The sequence below is a fragment of the Limimaricola variabilis genome (genome assembly GCF_014195545.1).
Lineage (GTDB): Bacteria > Pseudomonadota > Alphaproteobacteria > Rhodobacterales > Rhodobacteraceae > Limimaricola > Limimaricola variabilis.
In genome coordinates, this window is record NZ_JACIBX010000005.1 from 20,330 (window position 1) to 39,355 (window position 19,026).

Annotated in this window: 22 protein-coding genes; 12 read left to right on the forward strand and 10 right to left on the reverse strand. The window is 69.1% G+C overall.

All coding sequences use genetic code 11. The features are described from left to right. Positions 1-48: 48 nt before the first annotated feature. Positions 49-486 (forward strand): type II 3-dehydroquinate dehydratase, encoded by a 438-nt coding sequence (aroQ, locus tag FHS00_RS08060; RefSeq protein WP_183471665.1) that lies wholly within the window; start codon positions 49-51, stop codon positions 484-486. 4 nt (positions 487-490) lie between these two features. Further along, positions 491-1,360 carry an oxygenase MpaB family protein gene (locus FHS00_RS08065; RefSeq protein ID WP_183471667.1) on the forward strand — a complete coding sequence of 290 codons (870 nt, stop codon included), beginning with the start codon at positions 491-493 and terminating at the stop codon, positions 1,358-1,360. 4 nt (positions 1,361-1,364) lie between these two features. On the opposite strand, the gene FHS00_RS08070 is transcribed toward FHS00_RS08065, so the two are convergent. Continuing rightward, entirely contained in the window at positions 1,365-1,973 is a 609-nt protein-coding gene (locus FHS00_RS08070) for a response regulator transcription factor (protein WP_183471669.1), read from the reverse strand. A 247-nt stretch (positions 1,974-2,220) separates the two neighbouring features. Here FHS00_RS08070 and FHS00_RS08075 point away from each other — a divergent pair, with 247 nt between their 5' ends. Further along, positions 2,221-2,802, forward strand: coding sequence for a putative pterin-binding protein (locus FHS00_RS08075; protein ID WP_183471671.1), 582 nt, complete (start codon positions 2,221-2,223; stop codon positions 2,800-2,802). Between the two features lie 13 nt (positions 2,803-2,815). Beyond that, the gene (locus FHS00_RS08080; protein ID WP_183471673.1) at positions 2,816-5,407 is read left to right on the forward strand and encodes an ATP-binding protein; all 2,592 of its coding nucleotides are present in this window, start codon (positions 2,816-2,818) and stop codon (positions 5,405-5,407) included. 30 nt (positions 5,408-5,437) lie between these two features. On the opposite strand, the gene FHS00_RS08085 is transcribed toward FHS00_RS08080, so the two are convergent. Then, positions 5,438-6,232, reverse strand: a complete 795-nt coding sequence (locus FHS00_RS08085) for a lytic murein transglycosylase (RefSeq protein ID WP_183471675.1) — start codon at positions 6,230-6,232, stop codon at positions 5,438-5,440. Between the two features lie 103 nt (positions 6,233-6,335). On the opposite strand from FHS00_RS08085, the gene FHS00_RS08090 reads away from it, so the two are divergent. Next, a complete protein-coding gene (locus FHS00_RS08090; protein WP_183471677.1) occupies positions 6,336-7,430 on the forward strand; it encodes a S1C family serine protease in 1,095 nt (364 codons plus the stop codon). Here the strand turns inward: FHS00_RS08090 and FHS00_RS08095 are convergent, their stop codons facing one another. After that, positions 7,431-7,919, reverse strand: a complete 489-nt coding sequence (locus FHS00_RS08095) for a hypothetical protein (RefSeq protein ID WP_183471679.1) — start codon at positions 7,917-7,919, stop codon at positions 7,431-7,433. It lies immediately after the preceding gene. A 92-nt stretch (positions 7,920-8,011) separates the two neighbouring features. Beyond that, positions 8,012-9,724 carry a methionine--tRNA ligase gene (gene metG / locus FHS00_RS08100; RefSeq protein WP_183471681.1) on the reverse strand — a complete coding sequence of 571 codons (1,713 nt, stop codon included), beginning with the start codon at positions 9,722-9,724 and terminating at the stop codon, positions 8,012-8,014. Positions 9,725-9,877: 153 nt separating this feature from the next. On the opposite strand from metG, the gene FHS00_RS08105 reads away from it, so the two are divergent. Then, a complete protein-coding gene (locus tag FHS00_RS08105; RefSeq protein WP_183471683.1) occupies positions 9,878-10,918 on the forward strand; it encodes an aldo/keto reductase in 1,041 nt (346 codons plus the stop codon). A 25-nt stretch (positions 10,919-10,943) separates the two neighbouring features. Continuing rightward, complete coding sequence (locus tag FHS00_RS17710) at positions 10,944-11,489, forward strand: lipocalin family protein (protein WP_246391204.1); 546 nt, start codon at positions 10,944-10,946, stop codon at positions 11,487-11,489. Here the strand turns inward: FHS00_RS17710 and FHS00_RS08115 are convergent. From FHS00_RS08115 to FHS00_RS08135, 5 genes are all read right to left on the reverse strand, one after another. Then, complete coding sequence (locus FHS00_RS08115; protein WP_183471685.1) at positions 11,476-12,138, reverse strand: NUDIX domain-containing protein; 663 nt, start codon at positions 12,136-12,138, stop codon at positions 11,476-11,478. The genes FHS00_RS17710 and FHS00_RS08115 overlap by 14 nt on opposite strands. Then, complete coding sequence (locus tag FHS00_RS08120; protein ID WP_183471687.1) at positions 12,135-12,536, reverse strand: DUF983 domain-containing protein; 402 nt, start codon at positions 12,534-12,536, stop codon at positions 12,135-12,137. The genes FHS00_RS08115 and FHS00_RS08120 overlap by 4 nt, the downstream gene beginning before the upstream one ends. A gap of 186 nt (positions 12,537-12,722) precedes the next feature. Beyond that, the gene (locus FHS00_RS08125; RefSeq protein WP_183471688.1) at positions 12,723-13,295 is read right to left on the reverse strand and encodes a fasciclin domain-containing protein; all 573 of its coding nucleotides are present in this window, start codon (positions 13,293-13,295) and stop codon (positions 12,723-12,725) included. A 94-nt stretch (positions 13,296-13,389) separates the two neighbouring features. Then, positions 13,390-14,094, reverse strand: coding sequence for an HAD family hydrolase (locus FHS00_RS08130; protein ID WP_183471690.1), 705 nt, complete (start codon positions 14,092-14,094; stop codon positions 13,390-13,392). Continuing rightward, positions 14,091-14,369 carry a DUF3572 domain-containing protein gene (locus FHS00_RS08135; RefSeq protein ID WP_183471692.1) on the reverse strand — a complete coding sequence of 93 codons (279 nt, stop codon included), beginning with the start codon at positions 14,367-14,369 and terminating at the stop codon, positions 14,091-14,093. The genes FHS00_RS08130 and FHS00_RS08135 overlap by 4 nt, the downstream gene beginning before the upstream one ends. A 115-nt stretch (positions 14,370-14,484) precedes the next feature. On the opposite strand from FHS00_RS08135, the gene FHS00_RS08140 reads away from it, so the two are divergent. Together FHS00_RS08140 and FHS00_RS08145 are read left to right on the forward strand one after the other, a co-directional pair. After that, positions 14,485-15,087 carry a response regulator transcription factor gene (locus tag FHS00_RS08140; RefSeq protein ID WP_183471694.1) on the forward strand — a complete coding sequence of 201 codons (603 nt, stop codon included), beginning with the start codon at positions 14,485-14,487 and terminating at the stop codon, positions 15,085-15,087. Then, positions 15,084-15,893: a diguanylate cyclase gene (locus FHS00_RS08145; RefSeq protein WP_183471697.1), complete on the forward strand. Its 810-nt coding sequence runs from the start codon at positions 15,084-15,086 to the stop codon at positions 15,891-15,893. The genes FHS00_RS08140 and FHS00_RS08145 overlap by 4 nt, the downstream gene beginning before the upstream one ends. Here FHS00_RS08145 and FHS00_RS08150 read toward each other — a convergent pair. Next, a complete protein-coding gene (locus FHS00_RS08150) occupies positions 15,890-16,831 on the reverse strand; it encodes a zinc ABC transporter substrate-binding protein (protein ID WP_183471699.1) in 942 nt (313 codons plus the stop codon). The genes FHS00_RS08145 and FHS00_RS08150 overlap by 4 nt on opposite strands. A 92-nt stretch (positions 16,832-16,923) precedes the next feature. Between FHS00_RS08150 and FHS00_RS08155 the strand changes: the two genes are divergently transcribed. Genes FHS00_RS08155 through FHS00_RS08165 form a run of 3 tightly spaced genes read left to right on the forward strand, consistent with a single transcriptional unit; the run spans position 16,924 to position 18,951 of the window. Next, positions 16,924-17,394, forward strand: a complete 471-nt coding sequence (locus tag FHS00_RS08155) for a Fur family transcriptional regulator (protein ID WP_183471701.1) — start codon at positions 16,924-16,926, stop codon at positions 17,392-17,394. After that, positions 17,391-18,152 carry an ATP-binding cassette domain-containing protein gene (locus tag FHS00_RS08160; RefSeq protein WP_183471703.1) on the forward strand — a complete coding sequence of 254 codons (762 nt, stop codon included), beginning with the start codon at positions 17,391-17,393 and terminating at the stop codon, positions 18,150-18,152. The genes FHS00_RS08155 and FHS00_RS08160 overlap by 4 nt, the downstream gene beginning before the upstream one ends. Before the next feature lies 1 nt (position 18,153). Next, entirely contained in the window at positions 18,154-18,951 is a 798-nt protein-coding gene (locus tag FHS00_RS08165) for a metal ABC transporter permease (RefSeq protein ID WP_183472021.1), read from the forward strand. Positions 18,952-19,026: the final 75 nt, after the last annotated feature.

A 19,026-nucleotide genomic window follows, 5' to 3' on the forward strand; every position in this document is an offset into this window, starting at 1 on the left:
GGCTTTCCCGCCATACCGCTGGGGAAAGCGAAGGCGGGAGACCAGTCGATGAACCGGCGCATCTACATCCTCAACGGACCCAACCTGAATCTGCTCGGCAAGCGTCAGCCCGAGATCTACGGCCACGACACGCTCGCGGATGTGGAGCGCGACTGCGCGGCGTTGGGCGCGGAGCTGGGGCTTGAGACGGCGCTGTTCCAGTCCAACCACGAGGGCGACATCATCGACCGGATCCACGAGGCGCGCGATCAGGCAGCGGGGATCATCATCAACCCGGCCGCCTATACCCATACCTCGGTGGCGATCCTCGACGCGCTCAACGCCTTCGACGGGCCGGTGCTGGAGGTGCACATCTCCAACGTCCACAAGCGCGAGAGCTTCCGCCACCATTCCTACGTTTCGCTGCGGGCCGACGGCGTGATCGCGGGTTTCGGCGTCCAAGGCTACACGCTGGCGCTGCGCCGCATGGCGACGCTGCTGGCCTGACGCCGTGGCCGTCCCCGAGAACCGCATCCCGCAGCTCTCGTCCGAGGCGGATTGCGAGGAGATCGCGCGGCTCCTGACGACCTACGCCTTCTCTTGGGACATCGAGCGAGCGCTCGAACTGGCGCTGTTTCGCAGCTACGCCGTGCCGTCGATCTCGGATCTCTTGATGAAGACCCGCGAATTCGCCGAACGGCCCCGCAAGCGTTATGATGACACCGAGCTGCTGATCTCCGAGCCGATGGAGAACGGCATCGACAGCGACCGCGGCCGCGCCGCGATCGGCCGCATCAACGCGATGCATGGCCATTACCGCATCGCCGATGACGACATGCTCTACGTGCTGTGCACCTTCGTGCTCGAGCCGATCCGTTGGCTCGACCGTTTCGGCAGACAGCCGATGACGGCGCATGAGCGCGCGGCATGGACCAATTATCACCGCCGGCTCGGGGCCCGGATGGGGATCGCCGGAATCCCGGCGGATCTGGCCGGCTTTGAGGCATTTGCCGCCGCCTTCGAGCGCGACCGCTTTCGCTTTGCGCCGAGCAACGCGGCGCTGGCCGGGATCACCTTGGAGCTGTTGCTCGGCTTCTACCTGCCGCGCCGCCTTCATCGTTTCGGTCGACCGGTGGCACTGGCGCTGATGGACACGCCGCTGCTGTTGGCGACCGGCCTGCCGGCCCCATCCGACCGGCTGCGGCGCTGGGTGCATCTGGCGATGCGTGGGCGGGCCCGACTGCTGCGCTGTTTGCCGCGTCGACGCTGGCCACGGCTGGTGACCGCGCGGCGGCGGCCAGGCTATCCCGGCGGCTACCGGATTTCGGAACTCGGCACATGGCCGCAGACAAAGGAGAGGGCCGAACGGGCCGGGGCCTGAGACGTCAGACCATTTCCTGATCGCGCGCCATCATCGCGGCCTGAGTGCGGTTCTTGGCACCCATCTTGCGGCACAGCGTCTTCACGTGGAGCTTGACCGTGACCTCCTGGATGTCGTGGTCGAGGGCGATCTCCTTGTTCGACTTGCCCTTGGAGATGCCCTCGAGCACTTGCCGCTCGCGCGGGGTGAGATGGGCCAGGGCCGGGTTCTCGACCTCCTTGGCGGTCATGAAGTCGACCGGCACGAAGGTCTCGCCCATGCTCATGAACTTGACCGCGTTGGTCATCGAGCGGGCCGACATGGTCTTGGGCAGGAAGCCCGCGGCGCCTGCGGCCAGCGCCTCTTCGGCGACCGACTTGTCGGCACTGCCGGAGATCAGCGCGACCGGGTTGCCGCCGGCAGCCTCGATCGCCTCGCGCAGCCCTTCCAGACCGCGCATTCCCGGCATCCGGAAATCGAGCAGCACGAGTTCGAAGGGGCCATTGCGCACCATCTCGCCCATCGCTTCCTCGAAGCTGGCGCACTGGATCACCTGCATGCCGCCGTCCCGCTCGAGATATGCCGCCATCATCTCGCGTACCAGGTCGTGGTCATCTGCGATCAGGATACGCATGGTCGGTCCTTTCGATTTCCGCCACGATCCGGCCGATCCGGGTCGTGGCAACGTCATATTTAGGATACCGAGAATCGATAGGTCTTGAAACGGGCGAATCCGAGGCCATCAAGCAGATTTCATAGGTTAACCCCCCGAAGCTGGGGTTTCGTGGCCACGGTCTGCGCGAGTGATAGCGAGGGGATTCGCAAATTGCGTCCAGATCGCGCATTCTGGACGTGGTTGCGCGAAGCGGAAAGGAGCCAGAATGCAGTTGGTCTATGCGAGTGCTGTGATGGGATTGACCTTTTCCGGTCTGGCCCTGGTCGGACTCTCGATGCCCGGCTTCTCGGCTGCCGAAACCGATTCGACCCGCACCGAGGTCCAGCACGCCCCGGTCACGGACGAAAGCCGCTCCCAGATCGAGCCGGGCAAGCTGCGGATCGGCGGCCCCGATGTGACGCCTCTGGTGCTTGACCTGGCGGCGCTCGACGAGCTTGAGCAGGAAAGCTTCGAGACCGGAACGATCTGGACCGATGGCGAGAGCCTGTTTTCCGGCGTACCGGTCGCGGCGCTGATCGAGGCGGCCGGGCTGAGCGAGCTCCGCAGCGACCCCGACGCGGTGCTCGAGATGACGGCGCTCAACGACTACCGCGTGCGGATCCCGCTCTCGGACATCGAGGACCGGGTGCCGATCGTCGCCACACGGATCGACGGCGAAACCGTGTCTATCCGGGAAAAGGGTCCTTTCTGGATCGTCTATCCCTATGATCGGGGGCCGGAGTACCGCACCGAAGAGCATTACAAGCGGAGCATCTGGCAACTTGCGCAGATGACCGTGACGGAGTGACGGAGCCGCGCCGGTGAGTGTCCGGGAAGGCATCGGACATGGACTGGCGCGGCACCTCAACATCCGCAGTGGTCTGGGCATCGCCGCCGCGATCGTGCTCACGGCGGTGCTATCGCTCGGCTGGATGCTGGGCCGCCAGATCCGCGATCTCGAAAGCGCCGGCATCGACAACACCCAGTGGACGCTGGCGCAGCTCGAACTCGAAACCGCGATCTTCGCGCGTGACGTGATCGCCGCCGGGCAGGGCGGCGCGCTGGGGCAGGGCCGCGACGTCGCAGCCCTCAAGCTGCGTTTCGACATCCTTCTCAGCCGGCTCGGTCTGGTGCGCAGCGGCGAGATCGGCCGGCCGCTGCTCGAACATCCGGGCGTTCCGGCGCTGCTGGCGCAGATCGACGCCTATGCCGACCGGGTCGACGCGCTCTTCGCCGCGCCCGATGTCGGCTCGGAGGAGCTGCAGCGGATCTTCGAGGAGACGATCGGTGTGCAGCCGGTGATGCGGGAGCTGTCGCTGAACGGCCTCGACATCCTCGCCGAGGACGCCGAATCCTACCGCCACCGGGTGCGCAGGCAGGCCGAACTCACCGCCCTTGCCGGGGGGCTCCTGCTGATCCTGCTCGGCGCGCTGTTGCGGCTGATCGACGTGCAGCGCCGCCGCGTGGTCGAACGCGACCGGGTGCTGTCGCGTACCGCCGAGCGGCTCAACTCGGTGATCGGCAACTCGCTCGATGCCATCGTGGTGGCGGACCGGCAGGGACGGATCATCGACTTCAACCCCGCCGCGGAAGAGATGTTCGGCTGGCGCAAATCCGAAATCCTGAGCCGGAAGGTGCGCGACACGCTGGTACCGGTGGAGCGGCGCGAGATCTTCGAGGAGCGGATCCGCACCTTTGCCGCGACTGGCCGGGAATACCTGATCGGCGCCGGCCGGGTCGAACTGGTGGCGCGGCGGCGTAATGGCGAGTTGTTCCCGATCGAGGCGGTGATGACCCATGTCGAGGGTCCGGAAGCGCCAGTCTTCATCGGCTATCTGCGCGATATCACCGATCTCAAGGCCAGCCAAGCGCGGCTGATCGCGGCCCGCGACACCGCCGAGCGGGCCGACCGTGCCAAGTCGCGCTTCCTGTCGGTGATGAGCCACGAGATGCGCACCCCGCTCAACGGCATCATGGGGGTGCTCGACCTTCTCAACACCACCGCGCTGAGCCCCGACCAGCGGCGCCAGGTCGGCGTCGCTCTCGCCTCCGCCGAAATCCTGCTGCAGCTGGTCAACGAATCGCTCGACATCACCCGCATCGAAACCGGCGAGGAGCGGATCGAGACAGTGGCCTTCGCGCCTGGCCCGATGCTGCAACGGCTGATCTCGGTGCTGCGCCCGCTCGCGGCCGAGAAGGATCTGCCGCTCGACCTCGATGCCGATGAGACCGATCTCGGCGCCTGGTTCGAGGGCGACCCGAACCGCGTCGCGCAGGTGGTCACCAACCTGATCGGCAACGCCATCAAGTTCACCGAGCGCGGTGGCATCACCGTGTCGCTCCGCCTCGCGGAAACCGGGATCGAAATCACGGTGCGCGACACCGGCATCGGCATCGCCGAAGCCGACCTCGAACGGGTCTTCGCGGAGTTCGTGACCCGGGCCCGCCCGGAGGGACGGCAGGGGCGCTCCGACGGGCTTGGCCTTGCCATTTCGCGGCGGCTGGCGCGGATGATGTCGGGCGACATCACCGTCTCCAGCGTCCCGGGCGAGGGCAGCACCTTCCGGCTGTCGCTGCCACTGCCCCAGATTGCCCCGCAGCTGGAGGCGCCCGAGCCGATCCCGGAACCCGCGACGCCCGGATCGGCGCTGTCGGTGCTCGTGATCGAGGATAACGCGGTCAACCGGATGGTGCTGCGCGGCATGCTCCAGCAACTCGGTCACATCGTCTCCGAGGCCTCGAACGGGGCGAAGGGGCTGGAGCGGCTGCGGGCAGAGCATTTCGACCTGGTGCTGATGGATTTCGAGATGCCGGTGATGGGCGGGATCGAAGCCGCGCAGGCGATCCGCGACAGCTTCCCGGCCGATCGTCGGCCACCGGTCATCGGGCTGACCGCGCATGGCACCGCCGAGGCCCGCGCCGCGGGCGTCAATGCCGGCATGAGCGAGGTCTATGCCAAGCCGCTGCGCCTGCCGGTGATCCGGCGCATCCTCGACGGGATCGGTACGCGCGGCGAGATGCGCGGAGCTATACCGGATTGTCCTCCCGATCCGATGCCGGTCGGCGCGCTGGTGGATTCGGATGATTTCGAGGAAGTGGTCGAGATGCTGGGTGCCGAGCGGATCGGGGCGGCGCTCGACGGCTTCGAGCGCGAATGGCACGAGGCCCGTCCCGTGCTGGCGGGACTGATCGAGGCTGAAAATGACGTCGTGGCAGTGGCGCACAAGCTGCGCGGTGGTGCGGCGATGCTGGCGCTGGCGGGCCCGGTCCAGAGCCTTGGCCGGATTGAGCGCCGGGCGCCGCAGCGATGCACGACGGCGGAGGTGGAGGCGCTGAACGCGCAGGTCGAGGCGGCGCTGGCCATGGCCCGCGACTGGCTCGCGGCCTGGGAGCCGGACGGGGCCGACGCCTGAGCGCCGACCCGCCTGTGCGGGACCGCCGGGTCAGCCCTGGATGCGGGCCGCCATCAGCGCGATCGCCTTCTGATAGACGCCGGCGGCGTTCCATTCCTGGATCACCCGGAAGTTCGGCTGCCCTTCCTGGTAGCCGGCGCCGGGCTGCCAGCCCTTCTGCCGCAGGTAGTTGGCGGTCGAGGCCATGGCATCGGTCAGGTTGGTCAGGTCGACCCGGCCGTTGCCATCGCCGTCGACGCCGTAGCGCAGGATGTTGCCGGGCAGGAACTGGGTATGGCCCAACTCGCCATGCATGGCCCCGATCGAGTTGGGGGAGACCGCGCCGCGATCGACCAGCATCAACGCGGCCAGAGCGTGCTGCGAGAAGAAGTCGGACCGGCGGCAGTCATAGGCCAGCGTCGCGATCGCCGAGAGCACGTTCGAATCGCCCATGAAGTTGCCGAAGCCGGTTTCCATGCCGTGGATCGCGATCAGCACGCCCGCCGGCACGCCGTACTGGCTCTCGAGGCTCTGCCAGAAGCCGGGATTGGAGGCGAGCTTCTTGCGGCCCTGCGCGACGATCGTGTCGGCACCGCGCACCTGCAAGAACTTGTCGAGCGAGTAGTTGAAGCTCTTCTGGTTGCGGTCGGCATTGATGGTGCGCTGGGCGTAGCTGGTCTGGGCCAGCGCGTTCAGACCGGCCTGTCCGACGCCCTGCGCCGCTGCCTCGGCGGCGAATTCCTGTTTCCAGCGTTCGAAGCCCGAGGCGTCGTTGCCGCAAGTGGCGGCTGCGGCGGAACCGGCACCGAGGCCCAGCGCGAGAAGGGTGGAAAGCACGTATCGCAAGGGGTAACTCCCATGAAAATTGAGGCCGTCCGCTGGATGGACGGGGTTTGGAGACCACTTAGCCCGTGCCGGTGTAGCGGCAACGTCGAATGGGGGGACCAGAATGCGCGCCAGTCTCGCGGGGGCTCTGCTGGCCCTGCTGCTCGTCGCGGCCTTTCTTACTGGGCGTTTCGCGGCCACGCCCGAGCCCGCGCCGCCAGCCGCCCTCCCGCCCGAGCCGGCCAGTCTCGAGCCCGAAGAGTCGCGGACCATCGCGGTGTTCCGCGCCGCCCGTGACAGCGTGGTGGCGATCACCACCCGGACCCGGGTCGTCGACCCCTTCACCCGTCGCACCGGCGAGACGCCTCTCGGCTCAGGTTCGGGTTTCCTGTGGGACGCGGCCGGCCACGTCGTCACCAACGATCATGTCATCCAGCGCGCGAGCCGCGCCGTCGTGCAGCTCGCCGATGGACGTTCGCTCGAGGCTCGGGTGATTGGCCGTGACCCGACGCATGATCTCGCGGTGCTGAGGATCGAGGGCCAGGATCTGCCCGCGCCGCTGCCGCGCCCCGAGGCGGGCGAGGGGCTGGAGGTCGGGCAGTCGGTGCTGGCGATCGGCAACCCGTTCGGGCTCGACTGGACGCTGACCACCGGCATCGTCTCGGCGCTGGACCGCGAGCTGCCGGGTGATGGCGGGCGGGCGATCCGCGGGCTGATCCAGACCGACGCCGCGATCAATCCCGGCAATTCCGGCGGCCCGCTGCTCGATGCGCGCGGCCGCCTCGTCGGCGTCAACACCGCGATCTTCTCTCCTTCGGGCGCCAGTGCCGGAATCGGCTTCGCGGTGCCGGTGGCGACAGTGGCGCGGGTTGTGCCGCAGCTGATCGAGACCGGGCGCTACAGCCCGCCTTCGCTGGGTCTGGGCTTCGACGCGCGGATCAATGCGGCGGTCAACCGGCAGGGGCTGTCGGGGGCGCTGGTGCTCGAGGTGGCGCCGGGGTCGCAGGCGGCCCGGGCGGGGGTCGAGCCGGCGCGGGTGGCGCGTGGACGGCTGTTGCCCGGCGACGTGGTGGTGGCGATCGACGGGACGCCGGTGGAAAACCTCGACGATCTGTTGGCGCTGGTCGATCGGCGGCGCGCGGGCGAGGCGGTCACGGTGACGCTGTCGCGCGGCGGCCGCCTGCGGGAGGTCGAACTGGAATTGATCGAGGGGCGCTGATCAGTCCTCGGCGGCCGGTCCGCCGAGGCTGCCGCCCAAGGCAGCGGCGAACAGCCCCGCCAATGCCAGAACGCCAAGCACCAGATCGTTCTTCGGCGCCGCGGCAAGGCCGCGGAATTCCGGCACCGCGCGGTCGATCAGGGCGGGGGCGAAGACCGTGGCGGCGGTCACGACCATGGCAAGCAGGGCCCAGGCGCAGATCCCGTGCAGCGCGGCGATGCGGCGTCGGGGTGCGCCCGACAACGTCGCGGCGGCCCAGCCTGCGGCCCAGAGTGCGGGCAGGGGCAGGAGGGCGGACCAGAAGCCCGCGGGCCCCGGAAGAACGCCCGCGAGACCGCGCCACAGCAGCATCAACGGCAGCATCAGCGCCAGCCCGATCACGGCCCCCGCCAGCACCGACCCCCAAGAGGTCCAGCCGAACGCTCCGAAGGGGTCAGGCGGCGCGAGGACGCCGCGGGTGGTCGGGATCCGTCGAAGGGGCTTGCTCATCGGTCGCTCCTGGCTTGCCACGCCAGACTAGCGCAACTTGCACGTGACCGATCCAGCCCAATCTTTCCCTAGGCGTCGAATTTCCGCGTGGCTCAGCCGCGAGTGCCGGCGAAGCGCTCCTGCCACTCCGCCCGTTCCTCGTCGGTGATCTTGCGGAAGGTGACGTCCGGCACCGCGAAGCCATGACCCACCGACAGCGTCTGCAGCGCCGCGCCGATATTGCCGGGCCAGGCGTCGTCCTCGGTCTTCATCGCCTCGAGGAGCTGCGCGCTCGCATCGGGGATAAAGGGCGCGGAGAGCACCGCGTAGAGCCGTATCAGGTTGAGCGCGAGACGGATCTGCATCGCGGCGGTCTCGGGCTCGGTCTTGAAGGTGGCCCAGGGCGCCGCATCCTGCAGGTACTCGTTGCCCGCCACCCAGATCGCGCGCAGCTCGGCCGCGGCCTTGCGCACTTCGATCGCGTCCATGTGCCCCTCATATGCGCGCACGCGGCGCTCCAGATCGGCGATGAGCGCCTGTTCGCGGTCGCCGTGGGCGCCGCCTGCCGGCACCTCCTCGCCGAACTTGGAGCGGCAGAACTTGCTGACGCGGCTGACAAAGTTGCCGAGCACGTCGGCGAGATCCTTGTTCACCGACTGCTGGAAGTTCTCCCAGGTGAACTCGGCGTCGGAGCTTTCGGGCGCGTGGCTCAGCAGCCACCAGCGCCAGTAGTCGGCGGGCAGCACCTCTAGCGCCTGGTCCATGAACACGCCGCGCCCGCGCGAGGTCGAGAACTGGCCGCCATCATAGTTCAGGTAGTTGAACGACTTGATGTAATCGACGAGCTTCCAGGGCTCGCCCGAGCCGAGGATGGTCGCCGGGAAGGAGAGCGTGTGGAACGGCACGTTGTCCTTGCCCATGAACTGGGTGTAGCGGACGTCGTCGGCGCCATGGTCAGTGCGCCACCAGCGCTCCCAATCCGCACCCTTGCCGGCATCGACCCATTCCTGCGCGCAGGCGATGTACTCGATCGGCGCGTCGAACCAGACGTAGAAGACCTTGCCCTCCATGCCGGGCCAGTCCGCGTCGCCCTTCTTCACCGGGATGCCCCAGTCGAGGTCGCGGGTGATGCCGCGGTCCTGCAGGCCGTCGCCGTCATTGAGCCATTTCTTGGCGATCGAGGTGGTCAGGATCGGCCAGTCGGCCTTGGAATCGATCCAGTCCTGCAGCTCGCCGCGCATGCCGCTCTGTTTGAGATAGAGGTGCTTGGTTTCGCGCGGCTCCAGATCGGTGGAGCCCGAGATCACCGAGCGCGGCTCGATCAGGTCGACGGGATCGAGCTGCTTGGTGCAATTGTCGCACTGGTCGCCACGCGCGCTTTCGAAGCCGCAATTGGGGCAGGTGCCCTCGATATAGCGGTCGGGCAGGTAGCGGCCGTCGGCCTTGGAGTAGATCTGTGTCTCGACCCGCTCCTCGATCAGCCCGGCCGCGTCGAGGCGGGCGGCGAAATGCTGGGTCAGCCGGTGGTTCTGCGGGCTGGACGAGCGACCGAAATGGTCGAAGGACAGCCGGAAGCCGCGCGCGATCTCGGCCTGGGTCTCGTGCATCTCGGCGCAGTATTCGGCCACCGGCTTGCCTGCCTTGGCGGCAGCCAGCTCGGCCGGGGTGCCGTGCTCGTCGGTCGCGCACAGGAACAGCACCTCGTGGCCGCGCCCGCGCTGGTAGCGGGCATAGAGATCGGCCGGGAGCTGGCTGCCCACCAAGTTGCCCAGATGCTTGATCCCGTTGATGTAGGGGATGGCCGAGGTGATGAGATGCCGTGCCATGCGTGCGTCCTTCGCTGCGTCCGCGCCCCCTGTAGCGGGCGCGCGCCGCCGATGCCAGTGCCTGCCCGCTTGCCGTTGCTCGCATGGCGGCCTACCTCTTCGCCTCGCGGACCGGGCGTGACGCCCGGCCCGGAGATCACGGAAGGCCCCGACATGAAGAAGATCCCCCTTGGCCGCAGCGGCATTGAGGTCAGCGAATGGTGCCTGGGCACGATGACCTATGGCAGCCAGACCCCCGAGGACGACGCACATCGCCAGCTCGACATGGCGCTCGAGGCGGGGATCGACTTCCTCGACGCGGCCGAGATGTATCCCGTGAACCCGGTCAAGGCCGAGACGGTGGGCCGCACCGAGGAGTTCATCGGCAACTGGATCGAGAAGAGCGGCAAGCGCGACCGCTACAAGATCGCCACCAAGGCCGCCGGCCCGAATCCCGGCTGGGCCCGCGACGGCAAGGGCTATGACGGCGCCAACCTGCGCGAGATCGTCGAGGGATCGCTGCGGCGGCTGAAGATCGACATGATCGACCTCTACCAGCTGCACTGGCCCGAGCGCGGCCATTACCATTTCCGGCAGTACTGGAACTACGACCCCTCGGGGCAGGACCCGGCACGCACCCGCGATCATATGGACGGCGTGCTGGCGACGCTCAAGGATCTGGTGGCCGAGGGCAAGATCCGCGCCTTCGGCCTGTCGAACGAGACCGCCTGGGGCACCACCCGCTGGATCGACCGGGCGGAAGCCACCGGCGGGCCGCGCGTGGCCTCGATCCAGAACGAGTACTCGCTGCTGTCGCGTCTGCACGACACCGATCTCGCGGAGGTGAGCGTGAACGAGGACGTGCTGCTCCTGGCCTATTCGCCGCTGGCCTGCGGCTATCTCACCGGCAAGTATCAAAACGGCGTGCCGGAAGGCTCGCGGCTGTGGATCAATGGCAATCTCGGCGGGCGCAAGACCGACCGGGTGATCGGCGCGACGCAGGCCTATCTCGACATCGCGCAGAAGCATGGCCTCGACCCGGTGCACATGGCGCTGGCCTGGCAGCGGACCCGGCCCTTCGCGGTCTGCCCGATCTTCGGCGCGACCAATGTGGAGCAGCTCGAGCGGATCCTGGCCGGCCGCGAGGTGGTGCTGTCCGACGAGGTGGTGGCCGAAATCGAGACGGCGCACAAGCAGCACCCAATGCCGTACTGATGATCGGGGCAAAGGGGAGCAGCGCATGATGGGACGCAACCGGAAGACGCAGGGTAGCCTAGCCGAAAGCCGGGCCACCCGCTGGGGCCACTGGGCACTTCTGCCGCTGCTCGCCGCGTGTGGCGCGGCCGCGCCGCCGCCCGAGACGGCGCCGGTGTTCCGGGCCACGGATGCGCCGATCGCCTCCAGCCTGCGTGGCAGCCCGACCGATCTGAACGGCGACTGGGTCGTCGCCGCCGCCTATCCGGGCGGACCGCTCGCGCCGAACGACCGGGTGACGCTGCAGCTCGACGCTAAAGGCGCGGGCGTGGCGCGGCTGTCGGGGGCGGGCGGGGCGCGGCTGGTGCCGGTGGCGTCGGCGGGGCGCGGGCGCATGATGGTCGCGGGCGCGCCCTGGTGGCTGCTCTGGACCGATGACGACTTCCGTACCGCGGTGATCGGTGCGCCGGATGGCGCCTATGGCTGGATCATGGACCGGCCGGGACAGGCCGGGGTCGACCGCGCCCGCGCAGCCCGCGAAATGCTCGATTTCAACGGCTACGACACCGGCGCCCTGGTCACGAACCGCTAGAATCGAAGGATTCGGCCGCCGTCGTGCCGTTGAAGAACGGCAGCGGCCGATCGGCCCGGAGATCGTCGCGACGCGCCTCGACTTCGTGCAGGACCAGCCGGGTGATGTCGGGCAGGTCGAGGTCATGGACCCGCGCCAGCGGTACCCAGTGGAGATGGGTCAGCTCATCCTCGGCGCGCCCGAAATCGTCGGGATCGCTGGCCAGCGCCGTTGCCGGCGCGAGGAAGAACCGCGCGTCGAAGCGGCGCGGTCGGCCGGGCGGCGTTATGGCGCGGAACACCGGCACCAGCGCGGAGGCGTCTGGCTGGTGACCGGTCGCCGCAAAGCCGCGCCAGCCAGCGGGCGGATCCGGCCAGTCGCCACGCCGGCCGAGGATCTGGCCGGTCTCTTCCCACAATTCGCGGATCGCGCAGGCGGCCAGCGCCGCCGCACCGGGGCCGAGCCGTCCGGCATGTTCCGGCGGCAGCTGGGCCATCGCCGCGATTCCGGCATCGCAGGCATCGAGCGCACCGCCGGGGAAGACGTATTTCGACGGCATGAACACCGCCCGCGCGCCGCGCCGTCCCATCAGAACCGACGGCCCCTCGGGCCGCTCGCGCAGCACCACCACCGTCGCCGCATCTCGTATAGGGACGGCGCCGGAACTCACTGCGGCTTGCCGAAGCCGTGCATCCGGCGCGCCCACTGGATGCCGACCACCAGCCCCTTCAGGCGCGGCAGCAGGTAGAGCGACAGCGCCACCGCCGCCACCGTCAGCACCGTTGCCATCACCAGAGGTTCGGGTCGGAATCGGGTGAAGCCGATATGGATCACCGGGGCCAGCAGGTGGCCGACGATCAGGATCGTCAGATAGGCCGGGCCGTCATCGGCACGATGATGATACAGCTCTTCCCGGCAGACCGGGCAGCGGTCGACGACCTTAAGATAGCCCTGGAACAGGCCGCCCTCGCCGCAATTCGGGCATCGCCGGCGAAACCCGCGCAGGATCGCGGGCCGGGTCGGGCGCTCCTCTTCGGGAGTGGGGGGCTGTGGGGCGTCTTCGCTCATCCGGGAACCTCGGGCGGTGGCGTGTGACCCTCACATGCGCCCGCCGGGCCGAATTTGAAAGACCGAGCCGCCAGGTTGCGTCGCGATGCCGCGCGTGGCGCCGGGCAGCGGTTCGGCGCGAAAAGGCCCGCCGCGGGGATCGCGGCGGGCCGGGTCGGCACGGGAGAGCCGACTGTCCCTGGGGGATTATTCGACCGCGGGAAGCAGCACACCGTCGATCACGTGGATCACGCCGTTCGATTGCTTCACGTCGGCCACGGTGACGTTGGCGGTGCGGTCCTGACCGTCGGTGATCATGATCGTGCCATCTTCGCCTTCGGAAACCATGAACTTGCAGCCGCCGACGGTCTCGACTTCGTGCATGCCGCCATCATCGGCGATCATGCCCGAGATCGCGTCCGACATCGCGTTGGCCGCGACCACGTGGCAGGTGAGGATCTCGGTCAGGCGATCCTTGTTCTCCGGCTTGAGCAGGTCTTCGACCGAACCGGCCGGCAGCGCTTCGAAGGCGGCGTTGGTCGGCGCGAAGACGGTGAAGGGGCCTTCGCCCGACAGCGTCTCGACCAGGCCCGCGGCCTGAACGGCGGCGACGAGGGTGGTGTGATCGGCCGAGTTCACGGCGTTCTCGACGATGTTCTTCTCGGGGAACATGGGCGCGCCGCCGACCATCGGGTTGCCGGTCTCGGCATGGGTCTCGGCCAGCGCGACCGTGGAGGTGAGGGCGAGGGCGGTGCCTGCGATAAGGGCCTTGAGGTTCATCTTGTCGTCTCCCTGACGGTTCGGGGGGCGTCCGTGCCCCCTCGTGACGCCAGCAGACACGGCAGCAAGATGCGCCGGGTTGCAGCCGATGCGATCACGCCTTCGTGAGCAGACTGTCGAGCCAGTCCGGCAGGCCCCCGATGTCGTCCAGAACCGCATCGGCATGGGGTTCGAGGACATGGCGAGGCGCCGGGCCGGTCAGCACCGCGATCGCCCGCATCCCGGCCGCACGGGCCGCATGCAGGTCGTGCAGGCTGTCGCCGATCATCGCGCACTCGGCGGGGAGCCGGCCCAGCGCCCGCGCGCAGGACAGGAGCTGGCCGGGACCGGGCTTGGCCCCGTATCCGCTATCGGCTCCGGCGACGAAGCCGAAGACCTCGGTCAGCCCCGCCACCCCCAGATGCGCACGCGCGGGAGCTTCGGCATCGTTGGTCACGAGGCCGAGGCCGAGGCCCCGCGCGGTGAGCCGTTCGAACAGCGGGAGAAGCGGCACCGCCTCGACCTGCGGCGCCTGGGCCGCACGGGCGTTCATGCGCGCGACCAGCGTCGCGCGGTTGGTGCCCGGCAGATGCGGCAGCATCACGTCGGCGATCTCGCCCGGGGTCGACGCGACGACCGGGCTGTCGGGCAGAAAGCGTCCCGAAGCCAAGTCGTAGCCGAGCGCCGTGGCGATGGATGTGGCGCGCGCCGTATCGCCCTCCGCCTCGGCCAGGATCAGGCCGCGCGACCAAAGGCCCCAGGTCGCCTGAAAGTCGAACAGCGTGCCGTCCTTGTCGAAGATCAGCGCGCGCGGGGTCATGTCCAGTTCATCCGGGACGGCCCCGCCAGCATTAGCATCGCCGTGTGCGGGGCGTCATACTCGTACCCCGCCCCGTCGCAGAAGGCGGTGACCCAGCCATCATCCATGGTCAGGAATTCGAGCACCGAGGCCTGGAACTCGGCTTCGCCTGCGCGATCGCGCAGGTCCTCGGCCGCCGCGCCCGAGGAGCCGAGAAACACCGGCCAGAGCTCGTCATTGGCGGCAAGCCAGCCCAGCGCCTGCAGCGCGATCACCTCGGCCTGTTCCCGCTTCATGCCGACCGCTCCCCGGTGTTTTGCAAGCATTTGTTAACCATTCTTTCCGACCCTCGATGGCGGGAGTGGGCGCTGGGCCCGGAAGCGGGCCGCTGGCCCGAACAAGGACATCTGCATGTCGGGTCGTATCCTGATCACTGGTCGAATCGCAACGGAGGCGGCGCAGCAGGGCCGGGCTCTGGTCGACGCTGGTTTCGAGTGTGACTTCTGTCCGGGTTTCGCGGGCATTCTGGCGCGGCTGCCCGACCCGGGCGTCGATCTCGTGCTGGCCGAGCTGCCGGAGGGGGACACCGGGTCGAAGGAGATCACCGCCTTTCTCGTCCGATTGCGCGCGATGCCAGGAGGTGAGCGGCTGCCGGTGGTGGTGCAGGGGCACTGGGCGGCGGGTGCGACCCGGCTCGCCTTACTCAAGGCCGGCGCGGACGAGGTGGCCGAGGCGCCGGTCTCGTCGGCGCTGATGCAGGCGCGGATTCGCAACCTGATGCGGGCCCGCGACACGCTCGAAGAGCTGGCGCGGCGCGAGGCGACGCATCGGATGCTGGGCTTCTCGGAGGCGGCGCCCGGCTTCGCGTCCCGGCCGCGTACGACCCTGATCGCGCCTGACCGGGTGCAGGGAACACTCGTGGACGCGCGTGATCTGCTCTGCGCGCCGCGCCGCGCCGCGTGGGGCCGCAGGGGCCATTCGCCGCCGCCACCCGCGAGGAGGATCTGTTCGTGATCGACGGCGCCGCGCTGCGGGCGGCGGGCGCCCCCTCGCGCGAGCTGTTCCGGATCGTCGCCGAGCTGCGCAGCCGCTCCGCGACCCGCCGCGCGGCGCAGCTCGTGCTGCTTCCCGAGCCGGGGCGCGAAGCGGCGATGCTGCTCGATCTCGGTGCAGATGACATCGTTCCGGCGGCGGTGACGGAGGCCGAGATCGGTTTCCGGGCGCGTCGCCTGCTGCACCGCAAGACGCTCGCCGATCGGTTGCGCATGACCGAGCGACACGGATTGGAAGCCTCCTTGACCGATGCGCTGACCGGACTGTGGAACCGCCGCTACGCTCTACCGCATCTCGCCCGACTGATCACCGAGGCTCGGAAGCGCAACCGGCCGCTGGCTGTGATGTTGCTCGACATCGACCTGTTCAAGGCAGTCAACGACCGGCATGGCCACGCCGCCGGAGATGCGGTGCTGGCACAGGTCGCGGCACGGCTGCGGGACGGGCTGCGCCCCGCCGACCTGATTGCGCGGATCGGCGGGGAGGAGTTTCTGGTAGCGATGCCCGACGCCACGCTCGATCAGGCCCGCCGCGCGGCCGAGCGGCTGCGCCGCCGTATCCGCGAACGACCGTTCGACATTGGCGGGTCGGGCCAAGCCTCCCTGCAGGTCGTGACCGTCTCGGTCGGGGTGGCGCTGGGGCCGGGGCCAGCCGGGGCTGCGCCGGACATGGCAGCCGAAGCGCTGATGCGGCGCGCCGACACGGCGCTCTACGCGGCCAAGCGGACCGGCCGCAACCGCGTCAAGGTCAGCCTCAGCGCCGCCTAGCCGAGACAGTCCTCATAGGCCGCCGCCAGCCCTTCCATCAGTGCCGGATAGAGGTCGGGGCCCGGCTCCAGCCTCAGCGCATCGGGGTCGGTCGCCGCGGTAGCAGCGTCGCTGTTCTCGCGCAGCAGGGCGACCAGATCGGGCGCCGTCTCCGGATCGGTCAGCACACATGTGATGCCGCCTGCCTCTACCATGTCGCGCAGCGCCGCGATCCGCGCGGGCCCCGGGGCCGAAGCGTCGGAAAGCGCCAGCGCGCCGGCAGCAGGCAGGCCGAAGCGCGCCTCGAAATACTGGTAGGCGTCATGCGCAACGAGGTAGGGGCGATCCGCGAACGGCGCCAGCCGCTCCGCGATCCGGGCCGTCATCTCGGCATCCGCCGCGATCGCCGCCTTGGCGTTGTCGCGGTAGAGTTCGGCGTTCTCCGGGTCCGCGGCGGCGAGGGTTTCGGCGATGGCTTCGCTCCAGGCGGCCGCCACCTCGGGGTCGAGCCAGGCATGCGGGTCGGTTGCGCCAAAGGCATCGTGCGATCCATGCTCTGCCTTTTCCTCGGCCTCACCACGATCGTCATGCCCTTCGGTCTCGAAGGCAGGATCCTCGCGCAGCGGCAGTCGCGTCCAGCCATCGGTTTCAAGCAGTGCCAAGCGCTGCGCTTCGGGTGCGAGCGCGGTCAGGCTGTCTTCGAGCCATGGCAGGAAATCCGGCCCGGTCCAGATGATCAACTCCGCCTCCGACAGCCGCTGCGCATCCGAGGGGCGCAGGCTCGCGTCGTGTGGCGAGCCACCGGGTGCCAGCAGCAGGTTGGGCGTGCCGACCCCTTGCATGACCCGGGCCACGAGGCTGTGCACCGGCGCGGTATCAGTCACGACACGGGGCGCCTCGGCCAGAACCGGGCCGGCCAGAAGGATTACCGCGACGGCGGTGGGGACGGTGCAGCGCATGAAAGCCTCTTGAGCCTGCGGGAATCGGGAGCTACGAGCTATGTTATAACGTAACAAATGGTCAAGAAGCGGCCGGCAAGAAGGAGCAGCGCATGAACGGAGCCGGATTCGCCTGCGGCGATCATGCCGCCTGCATCCGAGGCGCACTCGATGTCGCCGAGGCGCGCTGCGCGGCCGATGGCGCGCGGCTCACGCCGCTACGCCGCCGCGTCCTGGAGATCCTGCTCGAAGGGCACGCGGCGATGGGTGCCTATGACGTGCTGGCCCGGCTCGATGCCGAGGGCCTCGGTTCGAAGCCGCCAGTGGCGTACCGCGCGCTGGGGTTCTTGGTCGATCACGGCCTGGCGCACCGGATCGAGAGGCTTTCGGCATATGTCGCATGCGCCCGGCCGGGTGCCGACCATGCGCCGGCGTTCCTGATCTGCCGGGGCTGCGGCGCGGTGGCCGAGATGCAGGGGGCGGACGGGCTCGATCGCCCGGCCGCCGAGGCGGGCTTTGCCATCGAGCGGGTGGTGGTCGAGGCCGAGGGTCTGTGCCCTGCCTGTCAGGAGCATTCGGCATGAACGCGCTGCTCTCTGCGACCGGGCTCGAATTCGGTCCGCGCGCCGCACCGGTCTTGCGCGACGTTTCGATCTCGGTCGCGCCGGGGGAGATCGTGACGTTGGTCGGGCCGAACGGCTCGGGCAAGAGCACGCTGCTGCGCCTGCTGATCGGGGCACTCGCGCCGCGCCGGGGCAAGGTGCATCGCGCGCGGGGGCTACGCATCGGCTACGTGCCGCAAAGCCTCGTGCTCGACGCCTCGCTGCCGATCACCGTGCGGCGCTTTCTGGACCTGCCGCATCGAGTCTCGGACGCCGACGCAGCCGCAGCGTTGGAGCAATCCGGCGCGACCGGCCTCGAGGGGCGGCAGATGGCGGCGCTCTCAGGTGGGCAGTTCCAGCGCGTGCTGCTGGCGCGCGCCGTGTTGAACCGACCCCAGATCCTTATCCTCGACGAGCCGACCCAAGGCCTTGACCAGCCCGGCCAGGCGGCCTTCTATCGCCGGATCGCGACGCTCAGGCGCGATCTGGGCTGTGCGGTGCTGATGGTGAGCCATGAGTTGCACGTGGTGATGTCGGCCACTGACCGGGTGATCTGCCTGAACGGCCATGTCTGCTGCGAAGGCACGCCCGAGGTGGTCACCGCCGCCCCGGCCTGGCGCGAGCTGTTCGGCACCGGCACCGGTGGCCAGCTGGCGCTCTACCGGCACGAGCACGACCATGCGCACGAGGCTGGCGGCGCCGCGCATCACCATCACCACCATTCCCACGCCGAAGGCTGACATGCTCGATGATTTCCTGATCCGTGCGGGGCTCGCCGCGCTTGGCACCGCCATGGCCGCCGGGCCCTTGGGCTGCTTCGTGGTGTGGCGGCGCATGGCCTATTTCGGCGACGCGACGAGCCATGCGGCGATTCTCGGTGTGGCGCTTGCGCTGGGGCAGGGGATTGCGGTGTTCCCGGGCGTGCTCGGTACGGCGCTGGCGATGGCGCTGGCGGTGCATGCGCTGTCCGGGCGTGGCCTCGCCCATGACACGGTGCTCGGGGTGCTGTCGCACGGGGCGCTGGCCACGGGCATCGTCGCAGTGGCGCTGACCGGCGGCGTTCGGGTGAATCTCGAGCTATACCTGTTCGGGGATGTGCTGACCGTGACACGGAGCGATCTCGCCTGGATCTGGGGCGGCGCGGCGCTCGTGGCGGGGGTGCTGGCCTGGCGCTGGCGGCGGCTGCTCACCGCGACGCTGTCGCCCGACCTCGCCCATGCCTCGGGAATCGCGCCGCGTCGTGAGGCGCTGGTGCTGACCTTGCTGCTCGCTGCCGTGGTCGCGGTGGCGATCAAGGTGGTCGGCGCGCTGCTGATCACCGCGCTTCTGGTGATTCCCGCGGCCGCGGCGCGCGGCGCCGCCCGTACGCCGGAGGCGATGGCAGTGCTTGCGGGGGGCGCAGCGGCCCTTTCGGCGCTGGGCGGGCTATGGGTGGCGCAGTGGCTCGACACGCCGGTCGGCCCCTCCATTGTCTGCGTCGCCGTGACGCTGTTCGCAGGCAGCTTGCCGCTCAGGCTTCTTGCGGGGACGCGCGGATGATCGCGCAAACCCTATCCTGAATTTCCTCTCGCCTTGCTCTTGCCACGTTTCTTTTGCGAACTAGCAAAAAACGCG